The following is a 25,888-nucleotide window of genomic DNA, read 5'->3' as shown; positions in this document are numbered from 1 at the left end:
CTCAGATTCCCATGATCCGCAGCCGGTCGCCAACGCCCACCTCGTCGGAGTCGGCGGGCACCACCGCCAGCGCCTCGGCCAGGTGCAGCGAGCCGATCAGGTGTGAGCCCGAGCCGCGCCGATGGCTGGGCCGGATGCCGTCGGCCTCGACCACGACCGGCACGTACTGCCGCCGGCCCGCCGGGGAACGCCAGCCCTGCAGCGCCGGCGCCACCCACTCACGACGCCGCCGCGCCGCACCGGTCAGGGCGTCCAGCAGCGGGACGCCGAACACGTGGAACGACACGAACGCGCTCACCGGGTTGCCCGGGAAGGCGACCAGCGGGACGCCGTCGACCAGCCCGCAGCCCTGCGGTTTCCCCGGCTGCATCGCCACCGCGCTGAACTCCACCGAGCCGCCGAGTTGCCGCACCGGCTCGTAGGCGCCGGCCGACACCCCGCCCGAGGTGAACACCACGTCCACCCCGCCGAGCTCGGCCAGCGCCCTTGCCAGGGCGCCGGGCTCGTCACCGCAGCGCCTGGCCGCCACCACCTCGGCGCCCGCGCCCAACGCGAGGGCGGCCAGCAGCACCGAGTTCGAGTCGGGGATCTGTCCCGGCATCAGCGCCCGGCCGGGCTCGACCAGTTCGGTGCCGGTGGAGATCACCGCCACCCGCGGCCGGGCCACCACCGGCGCCTCACCGTGGCCGACACTGGCCAGCGCCGCGACGGCCGCGGCGGTGAGGACCGCTCCGGCCGGCAGCACCGGATCTCCGGCGGCAAGGTCGTCCGCGGCCCGGCGGACGTGCAGCCCGGTGCCAACCGCCTCGTCGATCCGGACCCGCGGCGGCAGCGGCACCGGGCCGGGGCGCGAGTCGGTCAGTTCCACCGGCACCACGGCGTCCGCACCGGGCGGGATGCGGCCTCCCGTCATCACCCGCACCGCCGTTCCCGGCGTCACCGCCGGGATCGAACCGGACGCCGCCGCGCTCTCGCCCACCACGTCGAGCCACACCGGCACCGAGCCCACATCGGCCGCACGGACGGCGAAGCCGTCCATCGCCGAGTTGTCGAAGGGCGGCACGGCGAACCGCGCGGCCACCGGCTCGGCCAGCACCCGCCCGACTGCCCGGCCCAGCGGCACCCGTTCGACCGAGAGGCTGCGGGCCGCGGCGAGCGCGAGCACCCGCTGCGCGTACTCCTCGACCCCGATCATCGGCACCCGGGTCACGTGGCCGACGTCCGCACCTCCTGGCGGATGCGTTCCACGATCCGCTCGGTGGCGTGCCCGTCCTCCTTCGAGCCCAACGCCTCGTGGTGGCCCTTGCAGCGGGCGGCGTTGTCATCTTCGTCGAAGGCTTCGATGGCGGCCAGCAGCTCGTCGTTCGACTGCGACAGCCGGAACGGCCACTCCTCGATCGGGGTGTAGAAACCCTGGTCGTCCTGGTACTTCTCCAGGTCGGTGGCGAGCAGGAAACCGGGCCGGCGCAGCAGCGAGTAGTCCCACACGCTCGAGGAGTAGTCGGTGATCAGCACGTCGGCGGCGGCCAGCAACTCCTGCATGTCCCAGTAGTCGCTGGCGTCGATGTAGTGGTAACCGCTGGGCGTATCCAGCGGGGTCTGGATGAAGTAGTGCATCCGGATCATCGCCACCCAGTCGCCACCGAAGCGCTGCTTGGCCGCCTGCAGCACCGAGGTCATGTTGATGCCGTAGTCGGAGGGCACCCGGGTGCCCTTGCGGTAGGTCGGCGCGTACAACAGGATCCGGGCGCCGTCGGGGATGCGGTAGTGCCGCCGCACCCGCTGGACGGCCTCGTCGTAGGTGCCGTTGACCAGCATGTCGTTGCGGGCCATGCCGCTCTCGAGCACCTCACCGGTGTGGCCGAAGGCCCCCCTGATGACGTGCTCGGTGTAGGCGGTGCAGCTGGACAGGTACAGCCGCGTGTTAGTGGCCGCCTGGGTGATCTCCCAGCGCTCCACCCGGCGCAGCTGCGGATTGTCCAGCAACAGCTTCTTGTAGGCTCCTCCGCCGTGCCCGGTGCCGATGGTCAACTGCTCGGGCCGGAACTTCAACGCCACCGGCATCCGCATGTTGTAGATGACGGTGCGCGAGGTGGCGGCCGTGTACAGGTACTCGCGCGAGTACATCTCGACGACGTTGTAGCCCCACTCCTTGAGCCACTCGAAGCGGTGCGAGTCGCGGAACGCCCAGGTGATGTCGAACTCGCCGGGGAACTGCGTGCGCAGATATTCGGTGATGTACTTCGGATTGCAGGCGAACTGCTTGGACTGGTACGCCATGGCCAGGATCTTGTTGTCCTGCATCGGCAGCGCCTGCATCGGGGCGAGGGCGGCGCGGGACACCTGGGCGTCGACGAACTTGCGCCAAACGCCCACCCGCGCGGCGTCCTTGCGGTGCTTGGCCACCTCCTGGAAGCGCTGCTCGTGGCGCTCGGCCAGGACGCGGTACCGCTCGGCCTTGCGCAGGCGGCGCTCGTACCGGTTGGCGTTCACCACCCTCTTCAGGATGCGCTTGGCCTTGCGCAGCGGCTTCTTCATGCCACGGCCTCGGTGTCGAAGCGGGGACCGGCGTTGATGGCGTTGAACAGGAAGTCGCGGGAGATCTGCCGCTGCTCCTCAAGCTTGACGTACACCTCGTCCCAATCGATCGGCGGCAGATCGGGCGCGTGCGTCTTCGGCGGCATGAAGTGCTCGTCGAGGCCGAGCAGACCCAGCAGGCTCGTCACCCGGGAGTCCTTGGTGCCGCGCGCATAGGCGAGGAAGTCCTTCTTGAACACCGTCGAGAAGCACAACCCGTGGAAGGCGTTGGTGAGCACGTAGTCGGCGTTGGCGAAGTAGCCGAGGAACTGCTCGATGCCCGGCGACACGTGCGTGGTGTGGTCGCGCTTGTTGTGGATGTAGACGCTGATCTCGACGACGTCCAGGCCTCGCGCGGCGGCGATCTTCTGCGCGTCGCGCACCATCTTCATGTTGTTCTTCAGGCAGTTGTAGACCAGCACGTAGCCCTTCTCCGGGGGCTTCACGCAGACATCGGCGTAATCCTCGGCGTCCAGCAGCAGGGTCGGGTCGAGGACGGCGGTGACCGGCTTGTCGGTGAACTCCTGGGCGAACTCGGCGCCCGGCACCTCGCGCAACGAGATGTGGTCGACGCCCTTGAGCAGTTCGCGGAACTGCTCCTGCCGCTCCTCGCTGAACCGGGTGTAGCCGATCGAGGCGGCGTAGGAGATCTTGTTCATCCCCTGCATCGAGGGCAGGTTGCCGAAGTAGGCGTTCTCGAATCCGACGGTGGTGTGCGGGCTCCAGATCACGTCGGCCTCGAAGATCACCGTGTCGAACGGCAGGATCGCGTTGCGCAGGCTCTCCTCGTCGTACTTGGTCGCCGTCGAGCGGTAGTGCAGGTCGAAGAACTTCATGAACTTCTGGTACTTGACCAGGTTGGGCGCCGCATTCACCAGCCAGAACGCCGTCCGGGCGACCCGTCGCTTGGGCGGCGGGGTGAGGAACGGGTACTTCATGCTGTAGCCCTTCATGAACCGCGGCATGAAGTCGATGATCGTGTTCTCGACGCCGTGCTTGTCGAGGTACCGCTGAAAGGCGAAGGTGTGCAGTGCCGCGCCGTAGTTGAGATGCTTGGAGTACCTGTTGATGCTGATGATTCCGACGTTTGTCACGTCGCTACCTCCTGAGTGCGGGGTCAACCGCGGCAGTGGACGCTAGGGGCTCACGCAAGAATGCCAGAACCCGGGCAAGGCCCGCGGCCATCGGCACGGTGGCAGACCAGCCCGCCGCCCGCATCCGGGCCGAATCGAGGAAGGCCGGCGGCCTGGCCAGGTAGCCCGCCTTCACCTGCTCGGACGCCTCGGCGAAGACCGCGCGGGCGTCCGGGTTCGCCGACAGCGCGGTGAGCTGCTCGGCGAGTGCGCGCACGCTCACCAACTCGGCGTCCTGGGAGATGTTGGCGACCACCAGGTCGGTGTCGAGGACGAGCCGCAGCAGCCCGGCGATCACGTCGGCGATGTAGGTCAACGCCAGTTGCCCGCTGCCGTCGCTGATCATCTCGATGTTCTCGCCGGCGACCGTCTTGGCCAGGAAGTCGCCCACGACCCGCCCGTCGCCGACCACCATGCCCGGGCCGTAGGTGTGCGCGATCCGGGCGATCCGGGCGTCCAGCCCGAACTGGTGCCGGAAGGCGACGCAGTACGCCTCGCCCAGCCTCTTGCTCTCCGGGTAGCACGACCGCACCGAGGTGGGATCGACGGGGCCGTAGTCGTCCTCGGCGGCGAAGCGGGCGTCGCCGACCGGCGCGCCGTAGATCTCCCGGGTGGACAGGAACAGGAACTGCGCCGCGCCGTGGTCGACCGCCCACTGCAGCAGGTTGCGGGTGCCCAGCACGTTGGAGTCGATGGTGCCGACCGGGTCGCCGGTGAACTGGCTCGGGCCGGTCTGGCTGGCGGCGTGCACGATCAGGTGGACCGGCTCGTCGAGCTCGAGCGGGTCGGCCAGGTCCTGCGCGTGCAGCACCAGGTCGGGCCGGTCGATGACGTCGGCGTAACGGTCCCGCGCCTTGGCCGCGTTGCGGGCCAGTGCCACCACCCGCAGGCCGAGGCCGAGCCGGTCGTTGGCCCGCAACAGGGCGAGCACCAAGTAGCCGGCGATCATCCCGTTCACTCCGGTGACCAGCACGGTGCGGCCACGCAGCGCGTCCCAGGACAGGTCTGCGTCGACGATGGCGTCCAGGTCGCCGGCCACGATGGGGTGGAAGTACATGGTGGGGTGTCTCCTAGGGCCGCCGGATCACATGCCGAAGATGTCCCGGCTCTCCCGCAGGTCGATCAGCGCCTTGAACACGAAGAAGTCCTCGGGCGTGGTGATCTTGATGTTGGTGGTCTCGCAGGGCACCAGGTGCAGTTCGATGCCGAGGGCCGTCATCAGCGAGCAGGTGTCGATGGTGACGGTCGGGTCCATGTCGTTGCCCTTGGCGTGGGCGGCGTAGACGTCGGAGAAGTAGAAGCTCTGCGGCGCCTTCGCGATGTACAGCGTGTTGCGGATGATCGACTCGCGGGTGGTCAGCCCGTTGGAGCTGACGATGCCGGTCTCGGAGAACGGCACCACCGAGATCGCCGAGCCGTGCAGGCGCACCGCCTCGAGGTTGTCGCTGATCATCTTCTCGGTGACCAGCGGACGCACGGCGTCGTGGATGACGACGACGTCGTCGGGGGCGCAGAAGGTCGCCAGGTGCTTGAGCGCGATCATCTTCGACTCCTGGGTGTCCCGGCCGCCGGTGAGCACCTTCGTCACCTTGGTCAGCCGGTACTTGTCCAGCAGTTCCTGCAGGTAGTCCTCCCAGCCAGCGATGCAGGGCACGATGACCTGATCGATCTCCGGATGGTGCTGGAACACCTCGAGGGTGAACACGATGATCGGCTTGCCGTACAGCTCCAGAAACTGCTTCGGCTTGGCGGCGCTGTTCATCCGCTGGCCGGAGCCGCCCGCGAACACGATCGCGACGTTCACAGATTCGTCCCTTCCTGGTGGTCGTGTCCGCTGTGCCGGCGGATCACGTCGGCGACCGCCTCAGCCGCATTGCCGCTCTCGACACTGCCGAGGACCTCGTGGTGCCGGGTGACGCCGAGCCTATACCGAGCCTCGTCGAAGCCGGCGACCTGACTCGCCAACTCGGCGTTGCCGGTGGCGTACGGGAAGCCCCAGTCGGGAAGCGCCACGTAGAACCCGTTGCGGTCGGTGAACCGAGCCAGGTCGGGCACGTACAGGAAGCACGGCCGGCCCAGCAGCGAGTAGTCCCACACCGCCGAGGAGTAGTCGGTGACCAGGACGTCGGCCAGGCACAGCAGGTCCTGCATGTCGGGGTAGTCGCCGACGTCGAGGCCTGGTCGGCCGGACGCCCGCATCGCCAGCCGGTGTTCGCGCCACAGCACCAGCCAGTCGCCACCGAAGCGCTGCGTGAGCGCCCGGGTGAGCCCCTCGGCGTCCAGCGGTTCGAGGTTCCCGTCCGCGTCGTCGCGGCGGAAGGTGGGCGCCACCAGCACCGTCGAGGTGCCGTGGGGTATGCCGAGCGCCGCGCGAGCCCGATCGGCGAGCTCGGCGCGTCGCTGGGGGTCGAGCAGCGCGTCGTTGCGGGGCATCCCCACCTCGAGCACAGGGCCGTGGTAGCCGAGGCTGCCTCGGACCACGAGCTCGGTGAAGCTGCGGCTGCTGGAGACGAACAGCGAGGTGTGGTCCGAGCCGAGCTGCTGCTTGCGGCGCTCACGACGCCCGGCGTCCGACCGGTCGAACGGCAGGCGCTTGTAGGCGCCGCCGCCGTGCCAGGTGTTGATCACGTACTGCCCGTGCCGGAACGGGAACCAGTTCACGTACCCGCCGTTGGTGACCACGACGCCGGCGGTGCCCAGCAGTACGGCGGCGCGCACGCTGCCGTGCCTGGCCAGCCGGACGCCGGCCGCGCGCAATGCCGGGTACTGCGCCGGATCGGCGACCAGCCACACCTTCTCCAGGTCGGCGTCGTCGGCCAGCTCCTCGTAGACGGCCCGCGGGTTGCAGGAGTACTCACTGGCCGAACCACCGGCGACGGACAGGAACACCACCCGGTTGCGCCTGATCGTAAGCAGCCGCACCGGCGCCAACAGCACCGGCAGCAGCCAGGATGCGATCGCGCTGCGCAGATCCACCCTGCCGAGTCGCATTCAGCGCCCCGCCGTCCGGCTTTTCTCGTAGGCCTGGACCACCTTCTCGGTGGGACCGTCCATGCGCAGCTTGCCGCGGTGGATCCACAGCACCCGGTCACAGGTGTCGCGGATCGACTTCATCGAATGGGAGACCAGGAAGATGGTGCCGGCGTCGGCCCGGATCTCGCGGATCCTGGCCTCGCTGCGCTCGCGGAACTGTCGGTCGCCCACCGACAGGGCCTCGTCCACGATGAGGATCTCGTGGTGCTTGGCGGTGGCGATGGCGAACTTGAGCCGGGCCTGCATGCCCGAGGAATAGGTGCGCATCGGCAACTCGATGGCGTCCTGCAGTTCGGCGAACTCGACGATCTCGTCGCGCAGCCCGGTCACCTCGCCCTTGGAGAAGCCGAGGGCGAGGCCGCCCAGCACGATGTTGTTCTCGCCGGACAGGTCGGGCAGCAGGGCCGCGCCGACACCGAGCAGGTTGGGCCGGGTGGTGGCGTAGACGGCCCCGGCCGCCGGCGGCGTGAGCCCGGTGATGGCCCGCATCAGCGTCGACTTGCCCGAACCGTTGTGCCCGATCACCCCGATCGACTCGTTTGCGTAGGCGGTGAAGGAGACCCCCTTCAACGCGTGCACCGTGCGCACGCCGCGACCGCCCAAGGTGAACAGGCCGGACCGGCTCGCCCTGCCGCGAGCGCGCCGGCCGCCGGCGAAGATGCGGTACTTGACGTGCAGTTGGTCGACGATCACGACCGGACGACCGTGCTCGGCCGCGACCGCGGTCACCTGCTCACTCTCGGCCATAGCGCTCCTCGGCCACCCAGAAGAACAGCAGCCCCACCACGAACGTGACCACGGACCACAGCGCGAAGTACAGCCAGTAGTGCAGCGAGTACTCGCCGCGGTGCATCAACAGGCCGCGGGCGATCTGCAGCACCTGGTAGAGCGGGTGGAAGTCGTAGAGCCGGACCAGCCACGGGTAGGAGGCCAGGATCTTGTCGACCGCGAACAGCACCCCCGAGGTGTAGAACAGCATGCGGTTCACGAACGGCAGGACCTGCGTCAGGTCGCGGACGTGCACCGTGAGCCGGGCCGCGATCAACGCGATGCCGGTGTTGAACAGCGTGTACAGGGCGAGCAGCGGCACCATCAGCAGCCACTCCCAGGAGGGCGGGTAGCCCATCACCAGCACCGCTGTGACCATCACCGCCAGCATCGGCAGCAGCGCCATCAGGTTCTCCAGCACCACCGAGATCGGCAGGGTGATCCGCGGGAAGGCCAGCGACTGCACCAGCGCCCGGTTGCCGGTGATGGAACGGGCGCCGTCGTTGAGCGACGAGGAGAAGTACTGGAACAGGAAGACACCGATCACCACGTAGGCGGCCCAGCCGTCCGGCCTGCTGCCGGCCTGCAGCAGGCCGAAGATCGTGCCGTAGACCAGGGCGTTCAGCGACGGCTGCAGCACCAGCCACAGCATGCCCAGCCGGTTGCGCTGCTGTTCGGCCTGGATCCTGAACCGCGCCATCGCGACGGTGAAGTCGCGGCGCTCCCAGGTCTGCTTCAGGTAGTTCCACAGCGGCGGTCGGGCGCCCACGCGGTGCAGCCCCTGAGCCGCCGCGTAGTCAGCCACACTCATGAAGTCGCGTTCCTCTCCGCCCCTGCCGGGGGTCAAACAGCCAGAGTCTAGTCACACCCGACCACGGCGTCCGACCACCCGGCCGGCGGCGGGTCGTCAGGAGCGGTGCTGCAGGTAGTAGCCGACCAGGCTCTTGGTGGACGGGTCCTGCGCGGCCAGCGCGTCGGCGTCCCCCGCCACCGCTGGTGCGATCTGCAGGGCGAGCTGCTTGCCGAGTTCGACGCCCCACTGGTCGAAGCTGTCGATCCCCCACACCGAGCCCTGCACGAAGGTGATGTGCTCGTACAGCGCGATCAGCTGGCCGACCACCGACGGGGTGAGGGCCGGCGCCATGATCGAGGTGGTGGGCCGGTTGCCTTTGAACACCCGGGCCGGCACGATCGCCTCGGCGGTGCCCTCGGCGCGCACCTCGTCGGCGGTCTTGCCGAAGGCCAGCGCCTTGGTCTGGGCGAAGAAGTTGGCCAGGAACAGCTCGTGGACGTCGACGTCGCCGTCCTTGATGGGGTGCGCCGGGGTGGCCACCGCGATGAAGTCGGCCGGGATCAGCTGGGTGCCCTGGTGGATCAGCTGGTAGAACGCGTGCTGGCCGTTGGTGCCCGGCTCGCCCCAGAACACCTCGCCGGTCTCGGTCACCACCGGCGAACCGTCCAGCCGGACGCCCTTGCCGTTGGACTCCATGGTGAGCTGCTGCAGGTAGGCGGCGAACCGGTGCAGGTACTGGGCGTAGGGCAGCACCGCGTGCGAGGTGGCCTTGAAGAAGTTCACGTACCAGACGTTCAGCATGCCCATCAGCAGCGGCACGTTCTGTTCCGGGGCCGCGGTTTCGAAATGGGTGTCGATGGCGTGGAAGCCGGCCAGGAAGTCGGCGAAGTTGTCCGGACCGAGGGTGAGGATCAGCGGCAGGCCGACCGCGGAGTCGACCGAGTAGCGCCCGCCCACCCAGTTCCAGAAACCGAACGCGTTGGCCGGGTCGATGCCGAACGCCTCCACCTTGTCGAGTGCGGTCGACACGGCCACGAAATGCTTGGCGACGGCGTCCGCCTGCTGCTCGTCGGAACCGTCGATGGCTCCGGTCTCGGTGAGGGCGCTGAGCAGCCAGTCGCGAGCCATCCGTGCGTTGGTGAGCGTCTCGAGGGTGGTGAACGTCTTGGACGCCACGATGAACAGCACGGTCTCGGGATCGACGCCGCGGGTCTTCTCCGCGACGTCGGTCGGGTCGATGTTGGAGATGAAGCGGGCCTCGAGGCCGGGTGTGACGTAGGGCTTGAGTGCCTCGTAGACCATCACCGGGCCGAGGTCGGAACCGCCGATGCCGATGTTGATGATCGTGGTGATCTTCTTGCCGGTGACGCCGATCCAGTCACCGGAGCGGACCCGGTCGGCGAAGGCGTACATCGAGTCGAGCACCTCGTGCACCTGCTCGACGACGTTGACCCCGTCCACCTCGAGCACGTCGCCCTTGGGACGCCGCAGCGCGGTGTGCAGCACGGAGCGGTCCTCGGTGACGTTGATCCGCTCGCCGGCGAACATCGCGTCGCGGTGGGCCGCGACGCCCACCTCGTCGGCCAGTTCGAGCAGGGCCGCCACCACGTCGTCGTCGATCAGGTTCTTGGACAGGTCGACGTAGAGCTCGGCCGCCGAGTGGGTGAACCGCGCGGCCCGTTCGGGGTCGTCGGCGAAGGCGCCGCGCAGGTCGGGGACGAAGCCGTCGTGGAGCGCCTGGAGCTTCCCCCAGGCAGCGGTGGTGGTGGGGTCAACGGGTGTCTGCATGGCCAGCAGCCTAGCCAGACGGCCCGGGGCGGGTCAGCCCCTCAGCGGTCCTTGACCGCGACGTGCACGTGGTCGTAGTGGTTCGCCGTGATGCTGCCCCGGTCGGCCATGTGCCGCCAGGTCGGCCGGTAGGGGGTCCAGATCCGCTGCCGGTAGATGACGTGGTCGATGCCGAACTCCTTGGCGTGGGCGATCACGAAGGCCGCGATCGCCTCGCCCTGGGAGACATTGGTGTAGGTCATGAAGTCGATCGCCCGGCCGAACTGGTGCACCGACAGCGAGGTCGCCCGGTAGCCGCCCACGTTCTTCACCGCCCACCGGGCCATCACGGCGCGATAAACCTCCATGGCCTCGGGCTGCAGCCCGAGCACCGAACCCTTGGGGACGCTGCGGGTGGCCTTCGGCGCGTTGGCGTCGGCCACCTGCTTGATGGTCGGCTTGCTGTTGGACAGCGCGGCCTTGAGCACCCAGGCCTGCTCGCCCTTGTAGCTCACCTTGCGGTACTTGCCGTCGGTGTCGGGGGTGACGGTCAGCGTGTCGGCGGCGTCCAGGGTGGCGACCTTCTTGGCGCCCGCCCCGGGCCCGGTCAGCACCGCGACCTTGTCCTTCGCGTACATCGTGCGGGTCGGCCGCAGGGCGGGGGCCTCGGCGTCGCGGGTGGCGGCGGCCGCTGTCATCAGGTCCTCGGCGGCTAGCTGCGCCCGGGCGTCGCTGCGGGAGACGCCCTGCTCGCGCTGCACGGAGACGTCCGGGGTGGCGGCGGGAGCGGCCACCGGGGCGGCGCTCGCGGTGCCGGCCATCGCCAGGGCTCCCGCGGTGGCGGTCACGGCCAGACCCAGGAAGATCGCCCCGATCCGATCGGCGGTCGCCGCGTACCAGGTGCGGGAGGCTCGGCGTGCCTGAGCCACGGTCTCGGCGGCGGGGCCGTCGGCCCGTCGCGGTTGGTACATCTGGCGAAACCCCCTGAGAAAACTGCGTCGGTTTCTAAAGTTACTCTAAGGTTTCTCCCCGGCCCAAATCGGCCGGTGCCCGCCGCATCCGAATCGGGGCCGCCCCGGCGTGGCATGCCGCGCTCAGCGGGTGCGCCCGGCAACCATGTGGGGAACTGAAACCTCACCCGATCGGGGGCACAGATGCGCCGGGTCATCGTCTTCCTCTCGTCCCTCGCCGCAGCACTGATGTTGTGCGTCGGCACCGCCCACGCGGACACCGTCGCGGCCAAGGAGCCGCTGCCCGCCACCCTGAAGGCCCGAGCCGTGTCCGGCGAGGGCGCTCCGGGCGCGTTGGTGCCCGTGGCGGGCACCCTGCTGGACGCGCAGCGCCGGCCGCTGTCCGGGCAGTCCGTGGTGGCCAGCGTCACCGGCGGCGAGGGCCGGCCCGCAGCCCTGACCGGCAACGCCGGCGACTTCGAGCTGTTCGTCCCGCTGCCGGAGGATCTTCCCGGTTCGGGCACCATCGACGTGACCCTGAGCTACGGCGGGTCCGCGCAGGCCGCGGCGTCCACCTTCGTGCTCCCGGTGCGGATAGTGGCACCCGCCGATGAGACCGACGGTCAGCCCGGGGTCGAGCCGGCCTCCAGCACCGACCTCGGCGACCAGCCGGCGGTGCTGCCCAGCAGCGGCAGCGCGATGATCGACCAGCTGGTCGCGGTCGCTGCCGGGCTGCTCGGAGTGATGCTCGCCCTGTTCGCGGTCGGCGCCTTCCTGCGGCGCCGCCGGCACTGAACCCGGGGCGGCGATCAGCCGAAGCGGTAGCCGCCGGCGCGATGCCGCAGGTCGGTCAGGTCCGGATCGGAGACGTCGCCGGAACTGACCGCGCCGAGCGGGCACACGGCCAGCGCGCCGGCGTCCAGCCACAGCTCGCACTGGAAGCGCTCCAGCCGTCCGGTGGCGATCAGCGGTTGCCCGGGGAACATGGCGGTCAGCGTGCGGGCGTACAACGAGCCGAGCGCGTCGCACGGGACAACCTGGACCGCGGCCGCGCCCAGCAGAAGGGCGCGCGCCACCTCGGTCGGGGTGAGCCCGCCGAGGACGATCGGTACGGGGCCGGCCGCGTCGACCAGCTCGGCGGAGGCGAACGGCGACAGCAGCACGTCCGGCTCTGCGCCGCGGGCGTAGCCGACCTCGTCGGGGCTGCGCAGGTCGCCGACCCCCAGCCGGACCCGGCGCCCGAACACCTCGCGCAGCCGGAGGAGTTCTCCGCGACGGGCGAACGGCACCGTCCACAGGGACAGACCCTCCTGCACCAGCACCTCGCCGGCGGCGACGAGGTCGTCGGTGTCGGCCTCGGGCAGTTCGATGATCGTCCGGCCGCCGGCCAGCACCTGAGCCAGGTCCATGCCCCAAGGTTAGGGTGATCGCATGCAACTCGGCAGCGACCCGGCACCGCCCGCCCCGCCGGCCGACGGCAAGGACTGGACCTGGGTGATCGAGCGCCCCTGTCCCGAATGCGGCTGGACGCCGACGCCGGCCGGTGAGGTCGCCGCCCGCACCCTGGCGACGGTGCCGCGCTGGACGGCGGTGCTGGCGCGGCCGGACGTGGCGCGCCGTGGTCACCCTGCGGTGTGGTCGGCGCTCGAATACGGCTGCCACGTGCGGGACGTGTGCCGCACCTTCGGCGAGCGGCTGGAACTGATGCTGGACGCCGAGTCGCCGGCGTTCGCCGATTGGGACCAGGACGCCGCCGCGGTGGCCGGCCGTTACCACGCGCAGGATCCTGCGACGGTGGCCCGCGAGTACGCCGTGGCCGCCGGCCGGACGGCGGGGCTGTTCGCCGGCGTCCGGGCCGAGCAGTGGCCGCGGCGCGGCACCCGCAGCAACGGGTCGGAGTTCACCGTCGCCACGCTGGGCAGCTACCTCCTGCACGACCTCGAACACCATCTGGCGGACGTGGCGGGCTGAGGTGGCGATCCTGCTCGACCCGCCGCGCTGGCCGGCCCACGGCACCGACTTCGGTCACCTCGTCTCGGACACGTCACTGGACGAGCTTCACGCCTTCGCCCGGGCGGCCGGCCTGCATCCCCGCGCGTTCGACCACGACCACTACGACGTGCCGGTGGCCCGCTACCCGGCCCTGATCGACGCCGGCGCGATCCCGGTGACCTCGGGCGAGCTGATGCGCAGGCTGGTGGACGCCGACCTGCGGGTCAGGCCCCGGGACCGTACGCCCAAGCGGCCCGCCGCCCTGGCCGGCGCGCGCGCCGACTGGCAGCTGCTTCTGCCCCAGGCGCCCAACCTGCGTGAGGAGCTCGTGGACCGCTGGTCCGAACCGCACCGTCGGTACCACGACGTGCGGCACCTGGCGCAGTGCCTGACGGCGCTCGACCAGCTGGGCGCGCCGGCGTCCGACCCCGAGCGGCGACTGGTCCGGCTGGCAGCCTGGTTTCACGACGCCGTCCACGAGGGGGTGCCGCGGGCCGACGAGGAGGCCTCCGCCGAGCTGGCCCGCCGACACCTCGAGCCGCTGCTGGGCCGGGGCCCGGCGGCCGAGGTGGCGCGGCTGGTCATGGTCACCGTCGACCACGACCCCGACGACGGCGACCTCGACGCCGCCCTGCTGGTGGACGCCGACCTGTCGGTGCTCGGCCAGAACCGCGGCCGCTACCACGTTTACCTGCGCGACGTGCGCGAGGAGTACGCCGACCATCCCGACGTGGACTTCCGGCGCGGCCGGCTGGCCGTCGTCGAGGGGCTGGCGACCCGGCGTCCGTTGTTCCGCACCGAGGCGGGCCGCCGGTTGTGGGCCGCCCGCGCCCAGGCCAACCTGGCCGAGGAACGGGCCCGGCTACTGGCGGGCTGAGCCGGTTCGCCACCCCGGCTGGTTATCGTGATCGGCGTGCCCCGCAACCGCCTGCTCGACGCCGCCTGGGTACTGGCGACGAATCTGCTGCTGCTGGCCGGCGTGGTCGCCTGGGGGTGGCCGCCGGGCAACGTGTTCCTGCTGTTCTGGGCCGAGAACGTCATTCTCGGCGTGGTCACCGTCGTCCGCATCCTGACCGCCCGCGGCGTGCCCGCCGAGCCGGTCGGCGACCGCTCGGTGGAGCGCTGGCCGCCGTGGGGGCAGGCACTCTTCTTCAGCTTCCACTACGGCCTGTTCGCCCTGGTGCATCTGGGATTCGTGACCGTGGTCGCGATGCGCACGGGCGTCGAGTGGGGGTTCTGGATGCTGGGCTTTCCGATCCTGCTGGTCGCCCTGCGCTACGTCGTCGACCTGGCCACGGTCTGGTTCCTCGGCGGCCGGCGCGACACGGTCTCGCCGGGCCAGGCGTTCGCCTGGCCGTACCCGCGGCTGATCGTGCTGCATCTGGCCACACTGATCGGCTTCTTGTTCACGATGCAGAGTTTCGGCGGCGGCCGGTCGCGGTGGGACGAGGTGCTCGCACCGTTGCGGGCGGCGTTCGACGGCCTCGGTTTCGAACTCAGCGACGGGGCGGTGCTGGTGGCGGTGCTGATGCTGCTGAAGACCGTTTTCGAGCTGGGTGCCCTGATGCTGGCCGGACGCCGCGGCGACAACCCCGGCGTGCGCCGGGAGGTCGCGACCGGCGGGCCCTGACCCTCCGGTTATCGTTGCCGGGTGCGTCGCTCCCCCTGCCCGACCCTGGTCACCACGCTGGCGCTCGGCACGGCCCTGCTGGCCGGCTGCTCGGCCACCGCCACGCCGGGCGGGGGGTCCACTCCGGCGGGCTCCCCCACTTGGTCGCCGACCGCGACCGTGACGGGTTCGGCCTCCGGTTCGCCGACGGCGTCCGGCTCGGCCGGCGCCACGGCGTCGGCGTCCGGTCCGGCGAGCACCGCCGCCCCGAGCGCCACCTCGTCGGCCAGGCCCACCGACACCCGCACCCGCGCGCAGCGCAACGAGGCCTTCACGGTGAACGGCGTCCCGGTGATCTCGAAGAAGTACCCGATCAACGCCGACTACCGGCGCAGCAGCGTGACCCAGCCGTACGGGCTCACCAAGCAGACCCAGGCGGCGCTGACCGCGATGACCGCGGCGGCCAACCGCGACGGGGTGCGCATGTTGGTGCGCAGCGGCTACCGCAGCTACGCCTTGCAGAAGCAGATCCTCGACCGCAAGATCATCGAATACGGCAGCGAGGAGATGGCGCGTCGCTACAACGCCGCGCCGGGTCGCAGCGAGCACCAGACCGGCCTGGCCGTCGACCTGTGGGACGGGGTCACCTGGGGGGTCGGCGTCCGCAACACCAAGGTGGGCCGATGGCTGTGGCGGCACGCCTGGGAGTACGGGTTCATCCTGCGCTATCCCGACGGCAAGGAGGCGATCACCGGGTATGCCTTCGAGCCGTGGCACTACCGCTATGTCGGGAAGACGGTGGCGAAGGCTTTCGGACCCAGGAGCAACCTCACCCTGGAGGAGCACCTGGGGCTCGCCTGAGCGTTGGCGAGCCCGGGAAGGACATTTGGGTGCATCGGTGTCTGACGCGGCCGACCTGCAACCCTGCTGCCGGCTCTTTGGAAAGTCACTTCCCGGGCTCCTTGGCTGTGACTCTAGACGGCGGGAGCCGGCCAGCCAAGGCCTCTGCGGAGGCCTTGGCGAAATCACAGGATTCGCCGACGACAAGCGCATTTGGGGCGCCACATCAAGTCACCTGCCCGGGTGACGCGACCGCCGCACGGCGCGATCAAAACCACATCCCTGGGGGTGAGGTTGTTGACTTGTGCCGATGGTGCCGGGGTTGAATGTGGCGTGCCCACCCCACCCGACGCGGACCTGGGCGTCACGATCGACCTGGTCACGACGCTGATCGGGCAGCAGTGCCCGCACTGGTCCGCCCTGCCGTTGGCGCCCTTCGCCCACGGATGGGACAACGAGACGTTCGCGCTCGGAGACGACCTGCTGGTGCGGGTGCCGCGCCGAGGAGTCGCCGTCGCGCTGCTGCGGCACGAACAGCGCTGGCTGCCCGAACTGGCCGGCAGGCTGCCGGTGCGCACGCCCGTGCCGGTGTGGGTCGGGGCGCCGTCGGCGTCGTTCCCGCACCCGTGGTCGGTGGTGCCGCGGCTGCCCGGCCGGGTGCTCGCCGGACTCGGGATCGACGAGCGCGGTGCCGCGGTCGACGGCCTCGCCGCCACGTTCGCCGCCCTGCACGTCCCGGCCCCGGGCAACGCGCCGGACAATCCGTTCCGCGGGGGTCCGCTGGCTGGCCGCGACCCGATCGTGCGGCAGCGGCTGCGGCAGTTGCCCGGGTTCGGGACCGAGGCCGTTGAGCTGTGGACGCGGTGGGCGTCCGCACCGCCGTACCCGGGACCGCCGTTGTGGCTCCACGGCGATCCGCACCCGCTGAACGTGCTGGTGGACGACGCCGGCCGGCTGGCCGGCCTCCTGGACTGGGGGGATGTGACCGCGGGCGATCCGGCCAGCGACCTGGCCACCCTCTGGTTGTCGTTCGGGCCGGCCGACCGCGCGCGCCTGATCGAGGCGTGCAGGGCGGTCGGCGACCACGACCCCGCGGTGTGGACGCGGGCGCGGGCCTGGGCGCTGGCGCTGGCGTCCGCCTTCGCCGCCTCGGGCGACCCGGCGCTGGCCCCGGTTGCCGCGCACACCTGGGCGCAACTCCGCGCCCAGTCGTGACCGCTATCCTGCTGGGATTCGACGAATGCGCACCTGACAGGGGCGAATGACAACGCGACCGAATGGGAGGCCGGGTGACCAGCGAACCGATCAGGGCCGAGGTACTGGCCGTGATCGTGGCCCTCGTCGACGGCGAGCCGTGCGTGCTGACCCTGTCGGACCGACCCTGCCTGCCGGCCGGCCCGGTGCTGCCGGGCCACCGCTCGCTGCAGACCGCCGTCCGTGCCTGGGTGGAGGCACAGACCGGGTTGAGCCTGGGGTTCGTGGAGCAGCTGTACACGTTCGCCGACTCCGACCGCGGCGGCGGCGGGGCCCGGACCATCTCGGTGTCGTACCTGGGCCTGGTGCGCGGGCCGACCCCCCGCAACGGCCGCTGGCGGCAGTGGTACGAACTGTTCCCGTGGGAGGACCACAGGGCGGGCGCCACCGTGGTGGCGGACACGATCGAGCCCGCGCTGCGCAGCTGGGCGCTGGCAGAGCCCGACGCGCGGCTGCAGCGCTGCGCCGTCGTCTACGGCCTGGACGCCCACCCGTGGCAGCCGGATCTCGCCCTGCAGCGCTACGAACTGTTGTACGAGGCGGGGCTCGTCCCTGAGTCGCCTGTGCAGCGTCCTGTCCCGGTACCGCTGCCGGGTGAGCGGCTGGAGGGCGATCATCGCCGGGTGCTGGCCACCGGCATCGCCAGGCTGCGGGCGAAGATCCAGTACCGGCCGGTGGTCTTCGAGTTGCTCCCGGAGACGTTCACCCTCGGGCAGTTGCAGGGCTGTGTCGAGGCGCTGGCCGGTCAGGGGGTGCACACCCAGAACTTCCGCCGGCTGATCGAGCAGCAGCACCTGGTCGAGCCGACCGGCGGCCGCACCCGAACCGGCGGACGCCCCGCGCGGCTGTACCGGTTCCGGCGCGAGGTGTTGGCGCAACGCCAGGCTGTGGGCACCAAGCTGCCCACCCCCAAGTCCCGTTGAGCCATCCTCCCCGGCCGACGGGCCGGCAGACAGCACCGGCGAGTGACACGGGGCAGCGCGGGCGCTCGACAGGCACCGGCTCTCGGGGCAGGGTCGGCGGATGGGACGCAGGCTGCTGATCGACGGTCAGTTCGCCGGCCGGGTCGAGGACGGCGAATCGTGGCGTGCGCGGCCGGCCGGCTGGCCCGGGGGGCGGGCGTACGGCTCGGTCGAGACCGTCGTCGGCTGCACCCTCGACGTGGCCGGCGTGGGCTGACCGGACCGGCTACAGCAGCGACTCCAGCGTGGCCATGTCGGTCATGACGGCCGCCGCGGCGCGCAGGATAGGCAGCGCCAGCGCGGCACCCGAGCCCTCGCCCAGCGCGAGCCGCAGGTCGAGCACCGGTTCAAGGCCGAGTCGAGCAAGGCCCACCGCGATCGCGGGCTCCGCGCCGGAGTGCGCCGCGATCAGGTACCCCGACGCGGCCGGCGCCAAGGCGACCGCCGCGAGACCCGCGGCGACACCGGTGATGCCGTCGAGCAGCACCGGAAGGCGGCGCTCGGCCGCACCCAGCACCAGCCCGGCCAGCACCGCCTGCTCGACCCCGCCGACGGCGGCCAGCACGCCCACACCATCGCTGGCATCGGGTGCGTGCAGCGCCAGCGCCCGGCCGATCACCGCTGCCTTGCGGGCCACCATCTCGGGCGGCGCGTCCGCCCCCCGGCCGGCGACCACCGCCGCCTCCGCGCCGGTGAATGCGGCGATCAGTGCGGCCGCGGTGGTGGTGTTGCCGATCCCCACCTCACCGGTGGCCAAACAGCGAATCCCCTCGTCAGCGGCCACATGCGCCTCGCCGATGCCCAGTTCGAGCGCCGCGGTGGCCTCGTCGCGGGTCAGCGCCGGTTCGACGCTGAAATCCCCGGTGCCGCGCCGGATCGGACGCGCCTCGACGCCGTCTACCCCGGCCGACAGCCCGGCGTCCAGAACGCGCAGCTGCGCCCCGGCCAGCCCGGCCAGCACGTTCACTCCGGCGCCGCCGCTGATCAGCGTGGATGCCAGGATCCCCGACAACGCCGACGGCCACCGGGTCACGCCCTGAGCGACCACGCCGTGGTCGCCGGCCACCACCACGATCCGCGCCGGATCGGGCTGCGGGGGCGGGCACGCGCCGGCGATAGCAGCGAGCTGCGCACCCAGCGTCTCGAGCCGGCCCAGAGCGCCGGGTGGCTTCGCCAGGCCGGCCTGCAGTTCGTCGGCCGCGGCGCGGGCGGTCTCGGAGACCGGTTCGACGGCGGCACACGTGGTGGCGAGGGTCATCGCAGCCTCATGTTCGGACGTACGTGCAACCCCACCTCGGGGTTGACGATCAGTTCCTGGGCGGCGTCGATGCCGTCCACCAGCACCGGAAGCGACCAGTCGACGTTGCGTTTGATCAGCGCCAGCGCGATCGGCCCCTGCTCGAAGTGCCGTGCCGACGAGCCGACCCGGCCGACCACCCGCCCGTCGAGCAGCACGTCGGCGCCCACCGCGGGCAGCGCCTCGGCCGAGCCGTCCAACTGCAGTCTGGTCAGCCGGCGCGGCGGGCGCCCCAGCGTGTACACCCGGGCAACAGTCTCCTGGCCCGGGTAGCACCCCTTCTGCAGGTGCACGCCGGCGCCCAGCGCGAGCCCGTCGGGGTTGGCGAGCTCGTTCGGGATCGTCTTGTCGTCGGTGTCGACGAAGATCCGCGGCCGGCCGGCCTCGATCCGCAGCGCGTCCGCCGCCCAGGTGCCGGCCCGCACCTCGCCCAGCACCTCGTCCAACTGCTCGCGCGGCACGATCCGCGGGCCGCCGGCGATCACCATCGCATGCGTGTCGCTGCGCTCGTCGATCTCGACCCGGGCAGCGAACTGCATCCGGCGTAGCCAGGCGAGCAGGGCGTCCAGATGCCCCGGTTCGGTGGACGCCCACAGCGTCTCGCCGTCGTCGACCCCGCCGAACACGTGGCCGATCCGGCCCTGCGGGTCGAGGATGTAGGCAGTCGTCCACACCCCGGGCGGCAGGTCGTCCAGCTTCTGCGAGACGATGTTGTTCAGCCAGCTGAGCCGGTCCGGCCCGCTGACCGAGAACACCGGGCGGTGCGACAGGTCGACGCTCGCCTCGCCGGCGGCGAGCCGGCGCTGTTCGCGCAGCGGGTCGCCGTAGTGCCAGACCGCTCCGGCGTCCGGGCCGCTCTCGTGCCTGATTGCGCTCATCGCACCCTCACGCCCGCACCAGCGTGGCCCACACGTAGGGCCGCAAGGCGATGTCGTCGGTGGCCCGGTCGAAGGAGTACATCAGCTTGCCCTCGACCGTCCCGTAGAGCCTTCGGCCGGCCGTGTAGGCGACCTTGGCGTCCGGCGAGCGGACTACGGCGTCGGTGGTCAGGTCGACCCGGCCGGGCTGCAGCTTGCCGTACCAGACCTCGGCGAAGCCGTCCGGCGAGCACATCACCACGTCGACGGTCGCGTCGGGCAGCGGACGCCAGAATCCGGTCTCCATGAACAGCGGGCTGGTCGGCTTGCCGTGGGCGTCCACCTCGAACGCCTGCGCCAGGTAGTGCAGGTAGTCGCCGCCGTTGTCGCTGAAGTCGACCTGCTGCGCGAACCGGATCTTCTCCTGCCCGGGCCACTCCAGGTAGCCCGAACCCTCCCAGCGGCCACGCAGCCAGGCCAGCCCGACCAGGGCCGGGTTCAGGTCGGAGGGGATCTCGAAACTCATCAATCGCTCCTGCGCTTCTCGGTGAAGATCCGCACGACGACGACCAGCGCGGCGATCAGCACGGCCGCCGCGGCCACGATCAGCGCGACCGTCCCCGCGGTCAGCAAGGGAATCGACGTCGGGATCACTCGCGTGAGTCTAGTGCTCACCTCCGGCCGCCCGCGGGCCGGGCAGGACACCCTGAGAACGGTGCACTCGTCGCCGACCCGAGCCGGCACGTCGCCTCACCCGCGCCGGCGCCGCTCGACGAGTGCACCGTTTTCAGGACCCTCGATGTGGGTTGCGGTGATGGACTGCTGGCCCGCGACCTACACCGCAGCGTGCCCGACGTCACGGCGATCGACTCCGACCCGGGCGTCCTCGGGTGCACGCACCCTCGACCCCGGCGCGCAGCACCGCCGCCTGCTGCTGTGGCGCTACGCCCTGAACTGGCGCCGCCCAGCGGAACCAGCCTGACAGGATGGCCCGATGCGAGCCCTCGTCCAACGCGTCACCAGCGCCGGCGTCAGCGTCGACGGCGAGATGATCGGCGGCATCGACTCCCCCGGCCTGCTGGTGCTGCTCGGCGTCACCCACACCGACACGCCCTCGATCGCGGATGCGCTGGCCGACAAGACCTGGAACCTGCGCATCCTGCACGGGGAACGCAGCTGCGCCCAGGAGTCGGCGCCGATTCTCGTGGTCAGCCAGTTCACCCTCTACGGCGACACCCGCAAGGGCCGGCGCCCGTCGTGGAGCGCGGCCGCACCGGCACCGGTCAGCCAACCGCTGGTCACCAGGTACGTCGACGCCCTGCGGGCCTACGGCGCCGAGGTCGCCACCGGGCGGTTCGGCGCGACGATGCGGGTGGAACTGGTCAACGACGGCCCGGTCACGGTGCTGCTGGAGCTGTAGCACGCCGCAGCCCCCGCGACCGCCCACCGGATGCCGTCGCCACACCGACCGGGGAGGTGTCACTATCCTGTAACGGCCCGAGGTGGCCGGAACGGGGGTGGGTATGGCGCAACTGCTGGTGGTCAGCAGTCAGTTGGACACCGGTGCGCGCCCCGAGGCGGTGCTGCCGGCGATCGGACTCCTCGCCCACGACCTGCGTAGCGCCCCCGCCGACACCAACGCGCTGACCGAGTCGGCCAAGGCCGACGTGGTGGTCATCGACGGACGCAGCAACCTGGCCAACGCCCGAACGGTGTGTCGGCTCTTCGTCTCCTCGGGCATCACCCTGCCGATCCTGCTGGTGGTCACCGAGGGCGGGCTGGCCGCGATCAACGGCGACTGGGGCGTCTCGGATCTCATCCTGGACGGCGCCGGCCCGGCCGAGTTCGACGCCCGCATCCGGCTGCTGCTCAGCTCCAACGAATCCGACGGGCTGATCCAGTCCGGCGGCATCGTGATCGACGAGGCAGCCTACTCGGCCCGGCTCGGTGACGCGCCGCTCGACCTGACCTACACCGAGTTCGAGTTGCTGAAGTACCTGGTCACCCACCCGGGTCGGGTGTTCAGCCGCGAGCACCTGCTGGCCGACGTGTGGGGCTACGACTACTTCGGCGGCACCCGCACCGTCGATGTCCACATCCGCCGGCTGCGGGCCAAGCTGGGCCCCGAGCACGAGTCGCTGATCGGCACCGTGCGCAACGTGGGCTACCGCTTCTCGTCGTAGCCGATCGGGCTAGCCTGAGCGCATGCTGAGCCCCGAGGACGCCCAACGGGTGCGTGCGCTGGCCGGGACGGTCGCCGACCATGACGGCGAACACCCCCTCAACGAGGACGCCACCCTGGCGCTCGCCGGCGCACCGGCGTCCGTCACCCACCACCTTCGCGAACTGGACGGGGATCTGATCGGGTACGCGCAGCGCAACGACAGCCACGGCACCGCCCAGCTGTTCGTGCACCCCGCCCACCGCCGCCGGGGCATCGGCGGCGAACTGCTCGCCGAGGTGCGTGGCGTCGGGGTGTGGGCGTTCGGCAACCTGCCCGCGGCGCAGGGCTTCGCGGCGGCGAACGGCCTGCTCGAACGCCGGCGGCTGCTGGTGATGCAGCGGCCCCTGGACCCGCCCACCGGGCAGCGGTTCGACGGCGTCCGGCCGTTCACGATGCAGGACGCCGACGCGCTGTTGGCCCTCAACGCCGCCGCGTTCGACTGGCACCCCGAGCAGCGTCGCTTCTCTCGCGCCGACCTGGACGCCCGGCTCGCCGAGGACTGGTTCGACCCCGACGGCCTGCTGGTCACCTCCGACGCCGACGGGTTGACCGGCTTCCATTGGACCAAACGCCACCCGGACGGCCGGGGCGAGGTGTACATCCTGGCCACCGCGCCGCGCGCGCAGGGCACCGGGCTGGGCAAGCGGTTACTGGCCGCCGGGCTGGAACACCTGGCCGCCGCCGGCAGTCCCAGCGTGCATCTGTACGTTGAAGCCGCCAATGCCAGGGCGGTACAACTGTACGAGCGGACCGGCTTCACCGTGGTGCACAGTGATGTCCTTTACGGCCCCGACCAGCCTTCTCAGGAGCAGTGATGACCGCCGAACTGGTGCTCGACGAGGACCGATCCGAGCTGCCCGCCGACCGCTACTCCGAGCGCGAGCTGAGTTGGCTGGCGTTCAACAACCGCGTGCTCGACCTGGCCCGGGACGCCGCCCGCGTCCCGCTGCTGGAGCGGGCACGGTTCCTGGCCATCTTCTCCTCGAACCTGGACGAGTACTTCATGGTCCGGGTGGCCGGACTCAAGCGCCGCATCGCCGCAGGCGTGGCGGTGCCCTCGGCGTCCGGCATCCTGCCGCGCGACCTGCACGAGAAGATCCTCACCCGTACCCGCGAGCTGGTGACCCAGCAAGCCCGGGTGTTCGCCGACGAGGTCCGCCCCGAACTGGCCGAGCAGGGCATCGAGGTGTTGCGCTGGGATCAGTTGACCGACTCCGAGAAGGCCACGCTCACCACCCTGTTCGAGGAACGCATCTTCCCGGTGCTGACCCCGCTGGCGGTGGACCCTTCGCACCCGTTCCCCTACATCTCCGGGCTGAGCAACAACCTGGCGGTGCTGCTGAAGAACCCGATGACCGGCGCCCGGCAGTTCGCGCGGGTCAAGGTGCCGGCGGTGCTGAGCCGCTTCCTGCCCCTGGCCGAGGGTCGCTTCATCGCGATCGAGGACGTCATCGCCCGGCACCTCGACCGGCTGTTCTCCGGCATGCAGGTGCTGGAGCACTCCACTTTCCGGGTCACCCGCAACGAGGATCTCGAGGTCGAGGAGGACGACGCCGAGAATCTGCTGCACGCGCTGGAGAAGGAGCTGCTGCGGCGCAAGGTGGGGCGTCCGCCGGTGCGGCTCGAGGTCGAGGACGACATCGACGACAAGATGCTCGACCTGCTGGTCAGCGAACTCGACATCTCCGAGAAGGAGGTGTTCAAGCTGCCCGCGCCCCTCGACCTGCGCGGCCTGTTCTCGCTGGCCGACCTGGACCGCGAATCGCTGAAGTACAAGGCGTTCCTGCCCAAGACCCATCCCGAACTGGCCGAGGTCGAGACGGCCATGCCGGCCGACATGTTCGCCGCGCTCAAGCACCGTGACGTGCTGCTGCACCACCCCTACCACTCGTTCGCGACCAGCGTGCAGCGGTTCATCGAGCAGGCCGCCGCCGACCCGGCGGTGCTGGCGATCAAGCAGACGCTGTACCGCACCTCGGGCGACTCGCCGATCGTGGACGCCCTGATCGAGGCCGCCCAGTCCGGCAAGCAGGTGCTCGCACTGGTCGAGATCAAGGCCCGCTTCGACGAGCAGGCCAACATCGGCTGGGCGCGCAAGCTCGAGCGGGCCGGCTGCCACGTGGTGTACGGGCTGATCGGCCTCAAGACGCATTGCAAGCTGTCGCTGGTGGTGCGCGACGAGCCGGACGGGCTGCGTCGCTACTGCCACATCGGCACCGGCAACTACAACCCGAAGACGGCCAGGATGTATGAGGACGTCGGCCTGCTCACCGCCAACCCGGTGATCACCGACGACGTGGCCCGGCTGTTCAACCACCTGTCCGGAATGGGTCAGGAGACCCACTACAAGCGGCTTCTGGTCGCCCCGCACGGCATCCGTCGCGGGCTGGTCGAGTTCATCGACGACGAGATCGAGCACCACCGCGCCGGGCGTCCCGCCGGGATCCGGATCAAGGTCAACTCCATCGTCGACGAGACCGTGATCGACGCGCTGTACCGGGCGTCCGGGGCCGGGGTGAGTGTCGAGCTGTGGGTGCGCGGCATCTGCACCGTGAAGGCGGGGGTGCCCGGCCTGAGCGAGAACATCCGGGTGCGCTCGATCCTCGGCCGCTTCCTCGAACACTCCCGGCTGTTCTGGTTCGCCAACGGCGGCCAGCCCCGCGTCGGCATCGGCTCCACCGACCTGATGCACCGCAACCTCGACCGCCGGGTCGAGGTGCTCGCCTCGCTCACCAACCCGCGGCACATGGCCACCATCGAGGGGCTGTTCGACCTGGCCTTCGACGACGGCACCGCCTCGTGGTGGCTCGAGCCGGACGGCTGGGTGCAGCACACCGCCGCCCCGGACGGCGAACCGCTGCTCGACCTGCAGGAGCACCTCATCTCGTCGCTGGGCTCGCGCCGCGAACGGGTCGGCGGATGAGCCGGGGGCGCCTGGTGGAGGCCGCGGGTGCGATCGTGCTGCGCCGGCCCAAAGGGCGCCAGCTCCAGGTGCTCGTGGTGCACCGGCCCAGCTACAACGACTGGTCGCTGCCGAAGGGCAAGCTCGACCCCGACGAGTATCTGGCCGGGACCGCCGTCCGCGAGGTGGTCGAGGAGTCGGCGGTCCGCATTCGGCTCACCCACCCGGTGGACCGCATCCAGTACCCGATCCCCAGCGGCACCAAGCGGGTCGCCTACTGGCTGGGCACCGTTGTCGAACAGGGGCGGTTCAAGGCCAACGCCGAGGTCGACCGCCGGGCCTGGCTGACCATCGACTCGGCGCTGCGGCGGATGACCTACGCCGACGAGCGGCGGCTGGTCGAACAGGCGGTGACCCTGCCGCAGACCACGCCGCTGCTGATCGTCCGGCACGGCAAGGCGATGGAGCGCAAGCACTGGTCGGGCAAGGACCAGTTGCGCCAGCTGAGCAGCCGGGGCCGCAAGCAGAGCAAGCAGTTGGCGCCGTTGCTGGCCGCCTACGGCGTCCAGGATCTCGACTCGTCCACCTCGGCGCGCTGCATGAGCACGTTGGGCCCGTACGCGAAGGCGCAACGGCTCGACGTGAAGGGGTGGTCGACGCTGTCGGAGGAACAGGCGAAGGACCATCCCGAGGCCGTCCGCAAGCTGATGAAACGGCTCATCGGCCAGACCGCCGCCTCCGGGGTGCCCCGAGCCATCTGCGGCCACCGCCCCGTGCTGCCGCTGATGCTGGACGCGCTGGGGGTTCCCGACCGGCCGATGCTGACCGCCGCGGTACTGGTCGCGCACCTGTCGCCGACCGGCGAGACCGTCAGCGTCGAGTGGCACAAACCCCGCGTTTGACCCTGCTGACAAGCAGCGATACGGAGTT

Annotated in this window: 28 protein-coding genes; 13 read left to right on the top strand and 15 right to left on the bottom strand. The window is 70.8% G+C overall.

Features of this window, described 5'->3' with window-relative positions:
- Position 1: 1 nt before the first annotated feature.
- From OIE40_RS01445 to OIE40_RS01400, 10 genes are all read right to left on the bottom strand, one after another.
- On the bottom strand, positions 2–1,210 hold the full coding sequence (locus OIE40_RS01445) for a molybdopterin molybdotransferase MoeA (protein ID WP_264699238.1): 1,209 nt from the start codon (positions 1,208–1,210) through the stop codon (positions 2–4).
- Entirely contained in the window at positions 1,207–2,538 is a 1,332-nt protein-coding gene (locus OIE40_RS01440) for a CDP-glycerol glycerophosphotransferase family protein (RefSeq protein ID WP_264699237.1), read from the bottom strand. The genes OIE40_RS01445 and OIE40_RS01440 overlap by 4 nt, the downstream gene beginning before the upstream one ends.
- The gene (locus tag OIE40_RS01435) at positions 2,535–3,671 is read right to left on the bottom strand and encodes a polysaccharide pyruvyl transferase family protein (protein ID WP_264699235.1); all 1,137 of its coding nucleotides are present in this window, start codon (positions 3,669–3,671) and stop codon (positions 2,535–2,537) included. Before OIE40_RS01435 ends, OIE40_RS01440 begins: the two co-directional genes overlap by 4 nt.
- A gap of 4 nt (positions 3,672–3,675) precedes the next feature.
- Entirely contained in the window at positions 3,676–4,767 is a 1,092-nt protein-coding gene (locus OIE40_RS01430) for an NAD-dependent epimerase/dehydratase family protein (RefSeq protein ID WP_264699233.1), read from the bottom strand.
- 27 nt (positions 4,768–4,794) lie between these two features.
- Positions 4,795–5,514, bottom strand: a complete 720-nt coding sequence (locus OIE40_RS01425; protein ID WP_264699232.1) for an IspD/TarI family cytidylyltransferase — start codon at positions 5,512–5,514, stop codon at positions 4,795–4,797.
- Positions 5,511–6,686 carry a CDP-glycerol glycerophosphotransferase family protein gene (locus tag OIE40_RS01420; protein ID WP_264699230.1) on the bottom strand — a complete coding sequence of 392 codons (1,176 nt, stop codon included), beginning with the start codon at positions 6,684–6,686 and terminating at the stop codon, positions 5,511–5,513. The genes OIE40_RS01425 and OIE40_RS01420 overlap by 4 nt, the downstream gene beginning before the upstream one ends.
- A 15-nt stretch (positions 6,687–6,701) precedes the next feature.
- Positions 6,702–7,490, bottom strand: a complete 789-nt coding sequence (locus tag OIE40_RS01415; protein ID WP_264699228.1) for an ABC transporter ATP-binding protein — start codon at positions 7,488–7,490, stop codon at positions 6,702–6,704.
- On the bottom strand, positions 7,477–8,322 hold the full coding sequence (locus OIE40_RS01410; protein ID WP_264699226.1) for an ABC transporter permease: 846 nt from the start codon (positions 8,320–8,322) through the stop codon (positions 7,477–7,479). Before OIE40_RS01410 ends, OIE40_RS01415 begins: the two co-directional genes overlap by 14 nt.
- A gap of 96 nt (positions 8,323–8,418) precedes the next feature.
- A complete protein-coding gene (gene pgi, locus OIE40_RS01405; RefSeq protein ID WP_264699224.1) occupies positions 8,419–10,092 on the bottom strand; it encodes a glucose-6-phosphate isomerase in 1,674 nt (557 codons plus the stop codon).
- 41 nt (positions 10,093–10,133) lie between these two features.
- Positions 10,134–11,042, bottom strand: coding sequence for a VldE C-terminal domain-containing protein (locus OIE40_RS01400; protein ID WP_264699222.1), 909 nt, complete (start codon positions 11,040–11,042; stop codon positions 10,134–10,136).
- 183 nt (positions 11,043–11,225) lie between these two features.
- Here OIE40_RS01400 and OIE40_RS01395 point away from each other — a divergent pair, with 183 nt between their 5' ends.
- Complete coding sequence (locus tag OIE40_RS01395; RefSeq protein WP_264699220.1) at positions 11,226–11,816, top strand: hypothetical protein; 591 nt, start codon at positions 11,226–11,228, stop codon at positions 11,814–11,816.
- A gap of 14 nt (positions 11,817–11,830) precedes the next feature.
- Here OIE40_RS01395 and OIE40_RS01390 read toward each other — a convergent pair whose 3' ends face one another.
- Positions 11,831–12,430, bottom strand: a complete 600-nt coding sequence (locus OIE40_RS01390) for a beta/alpha barrel domain-containing protein (RefSeq protein WP_264699218.1) — start codon at positions 12,428–12,430, stop codon at positions 11,831–11,833.
- A gap of 22 nt (positions 12,431–12,452) precedes the next feature.
- Here OIE40_RS01390 and OIE40_RS01385 point away from each other — a divergent pair, with 22 nt between their 5' ends.
- The 7 genes from OIE40_RS01385 to OIE40_RS01355 all read left to right on the top strand — a co-directional run bounded on the left by OIE40_RS01385 (position 12,453) and on the right by OIE40_RS01355 (position 17,895).
- A complete protein-coding gene (locus OIE40_RS01385) occupies positions 12,453–12,992 on the top strand; it encodes a DinB family protein (protein ID WP_264699216.1) in 540 nt (179 codons plus the stop codon).
- 1 nt (position 12,993) lies between these two features.
- Entirely contained in the window at positions 12,994–13,890 is an 897-nt protein-coding gene (locus OIE40_RS01380; protein WP_264699214.1) for a DUF4031 domain-containing protein, read from the top strand.
- Positions 13,891–13,926: 36 nt separating this feature from the next.
- Positions 13,927–14,643 carry a DUF6498-containing protein gene (locus tag OIE40_RS01375; protein ID WP_264699212.1) on the top strand — a complete coding sequence of 239 codons (717 nt, stop codon included), beginning with the start codon at positions 13,927–13,929 and terminating at the stop codon, positions 14,641–14,643.
- 21 nt (positions 14,644–14,664) lie between these two features.
- Positions 14,665–15,483 (top strand): D-alanyl-D-alanine carboxypeptidase family protein, encoded by an 819-nt coding sequence (locus OIE40_RS01370; protein WP_264699211.1) that lies wholly within the window; start codon positions 14,665–14,667, stop codon positions 15,481–15,483.
- Positions 15,484–15,795: 312 nt separating this feature from the next.
- Positions 15,796–16,677, top strand: a complete 882-nt coding sequence (locus tag OIE40_RS01365) for an aminoglycoside phosphotransferase family protein (protein ID WP_264699209.1) — start codon at positions 15,796–15,798, stop codon at positions 16,675–16,677.
- Between the two features lie 74 nt (positions 16,678–16,751).
- Positions 16,752–17,639: an NUDIX hydrolase gene (locus OIE40_RS01360; protein WP_264699207.1), complete on the top strand. Its 888-nt coding sequence runs from the start codon at positions 16,752–16,754 to the stop codon at positions 17,637–17,639.
- A gap of 100 nt (positions 17,640–17,739) precedes the next feature.
- Positions 17,740–17,895 (top strand): hypothetical protein, encoded by a 156-nt coding sequence (locus tag OIE40_RS01355; RefSeq protein WP_264699205.1) that lies wholly within the window; start codon positions 17,740–17,742, stop codon positions 17,893–17,895.
- A gap of 9 nt (positions 17,896–17,904) precedes the next feature.
- On the opposite strand, the gene cobT is transcribed toward OIE40_RS01355, so the two are convergent.
- From cobT to OIE40_RS01335, 4 genes are read right to left on the bottom strand one after another with little or no spacing between them, the layout of a single operon-like run.
- On the bottom strand, positions 17,905–18,936 hold the full coding sequence (gene cobT, locus OIE40_RS01350; protein ID WP_264699203.1) for a nicotinate-nucleotide--dimethylbenzimidazole phosphoribosyltransferase: 1,032 nt from the start codon (positions 18,934–18,936) through the stop codon (positions 17,905–17,907).
- Positions 18,933–19,853: a CAF17-like 4Fe-4S cluster assembly/insertion protein YgfZ gene (gene ygfZ, locus OIE40_RS01345; protein WP_264699201.1), complete on the bottom strand. Its 921-nt coding sequence runs from the start codon at positions 19,851–19,853 to the stop codon at positions 18,933–18,935. Before ygfZ ends, cobT begins: the two co-directional genes overlap by 4 nt.
- Positions 19,854–19,860: 7 nt before the next feature.
- Complete coding sequence (locus OIE40_RS01340) at positions 19,861–20,358, bottom strand: heme-binding beta-barrel domain-containing protein (protein WP_264699199.1); 498 nt, start codon at positions 20,356–20,358, stop codon at positions 19,861–19,863.
- Positions 20,358–20,486, bottom strand: coding sequence for a hypothetical protein (locus OIE40_RS01335; protein ID WP_264699197.1), 129 nt, complete (start codon positions 20,484–20,486; stop codon positions 20,358–20,360). The genes OIE40_RS01340 and OIE40_RS01335 overlap by 1 nt, the downstream gene beginning before the upstream one ends.
- A 340-nt stretch (positions 20,487–20,826) precedes the next feature.
- On the opposite strand from OIE40_RS01335, the gene dtd reads away from it, so the two are divergent.
- From dtd to OIE40_RS01310, 5 genes are all read left to right on the top strand, one after another.
- Positions 20,827–21,252, top strand: a complete 426-nt coding sequence (gene dtd / locus OIE40_RS01330; protein ID WP_264699196.1) for a D-aminoacyl-tRNA deacylase — start codon at positions 20,827–20,829, stop codon at positions 21,250–21,252.
- Between the two features lie 103 nt (positions 21,253–21,355).
- Positions 21,356–22,015, top strand: a complete 660-nt coding sequence (locus OIE40_RS01325; RefSeq protein WP_264699194.1) for a response regulator transcription factor — start codon at positions 21,356–21,358, stop codon at positions 22,013–22,015.
- A gap of 22 nt (positions 22,016–22,037) precedes the next feature.
- Complete coding sequence (gene mshD, locus OIE40_RS01320; protein WP_264699192.1) at positions 22,038–22,871, top strand: mycothiol synthase; 834 nt, start codon at positions 22,038–22,040, stop codon at positions 22,869–22,871.
- Complete coding sequence (locus OIE40_RS01315; RefSeq protein ID WP_264699190.1) at positions 22,871–24,979, top strand: RNA degradosome polyphosphate kinase; 2,109 nt, start codon at positions 22,871–22,873, stop codon at positions 24,977–24,979. Before mshD ends, OIE40_RS01315 begins: the two co-directional genes overlap by 1 nt.
- Positions 24,976–25,860, top strand: a complete 885-nt coding sequence (locus tag OIE40_RS01310; protein WP_264699188.1) for an NUDIX hydrolase — start codon at positions 24,976–24,978, stop codon at positions 25,858–25,860. The genes OIE40_RS01315 and OIE40_RS01310 overlap by 4 nt, the downstream gene beginning before the upstream one ends.
- The last annotated feature ends 28 nt before the right edge of the window (positions 25,861–25,888 follow it).

Origin of the sequence: Micropruina sonneratiae (assembly GCF_025972045.1) — a bacterium.
In the GTDB taxonomy this organism is placed as follows: domain Bacteria; phylum Actinomycetota; class Actinomycetes; order Propionibacteriales; family Propionibacteriaceae; genus Micropruina; species Micropruina sonneratiae.
Note: the sequence above shows the minus strand (reverse complement) of the source record. Positions and strands in the feature narration are given on the sequence as shown.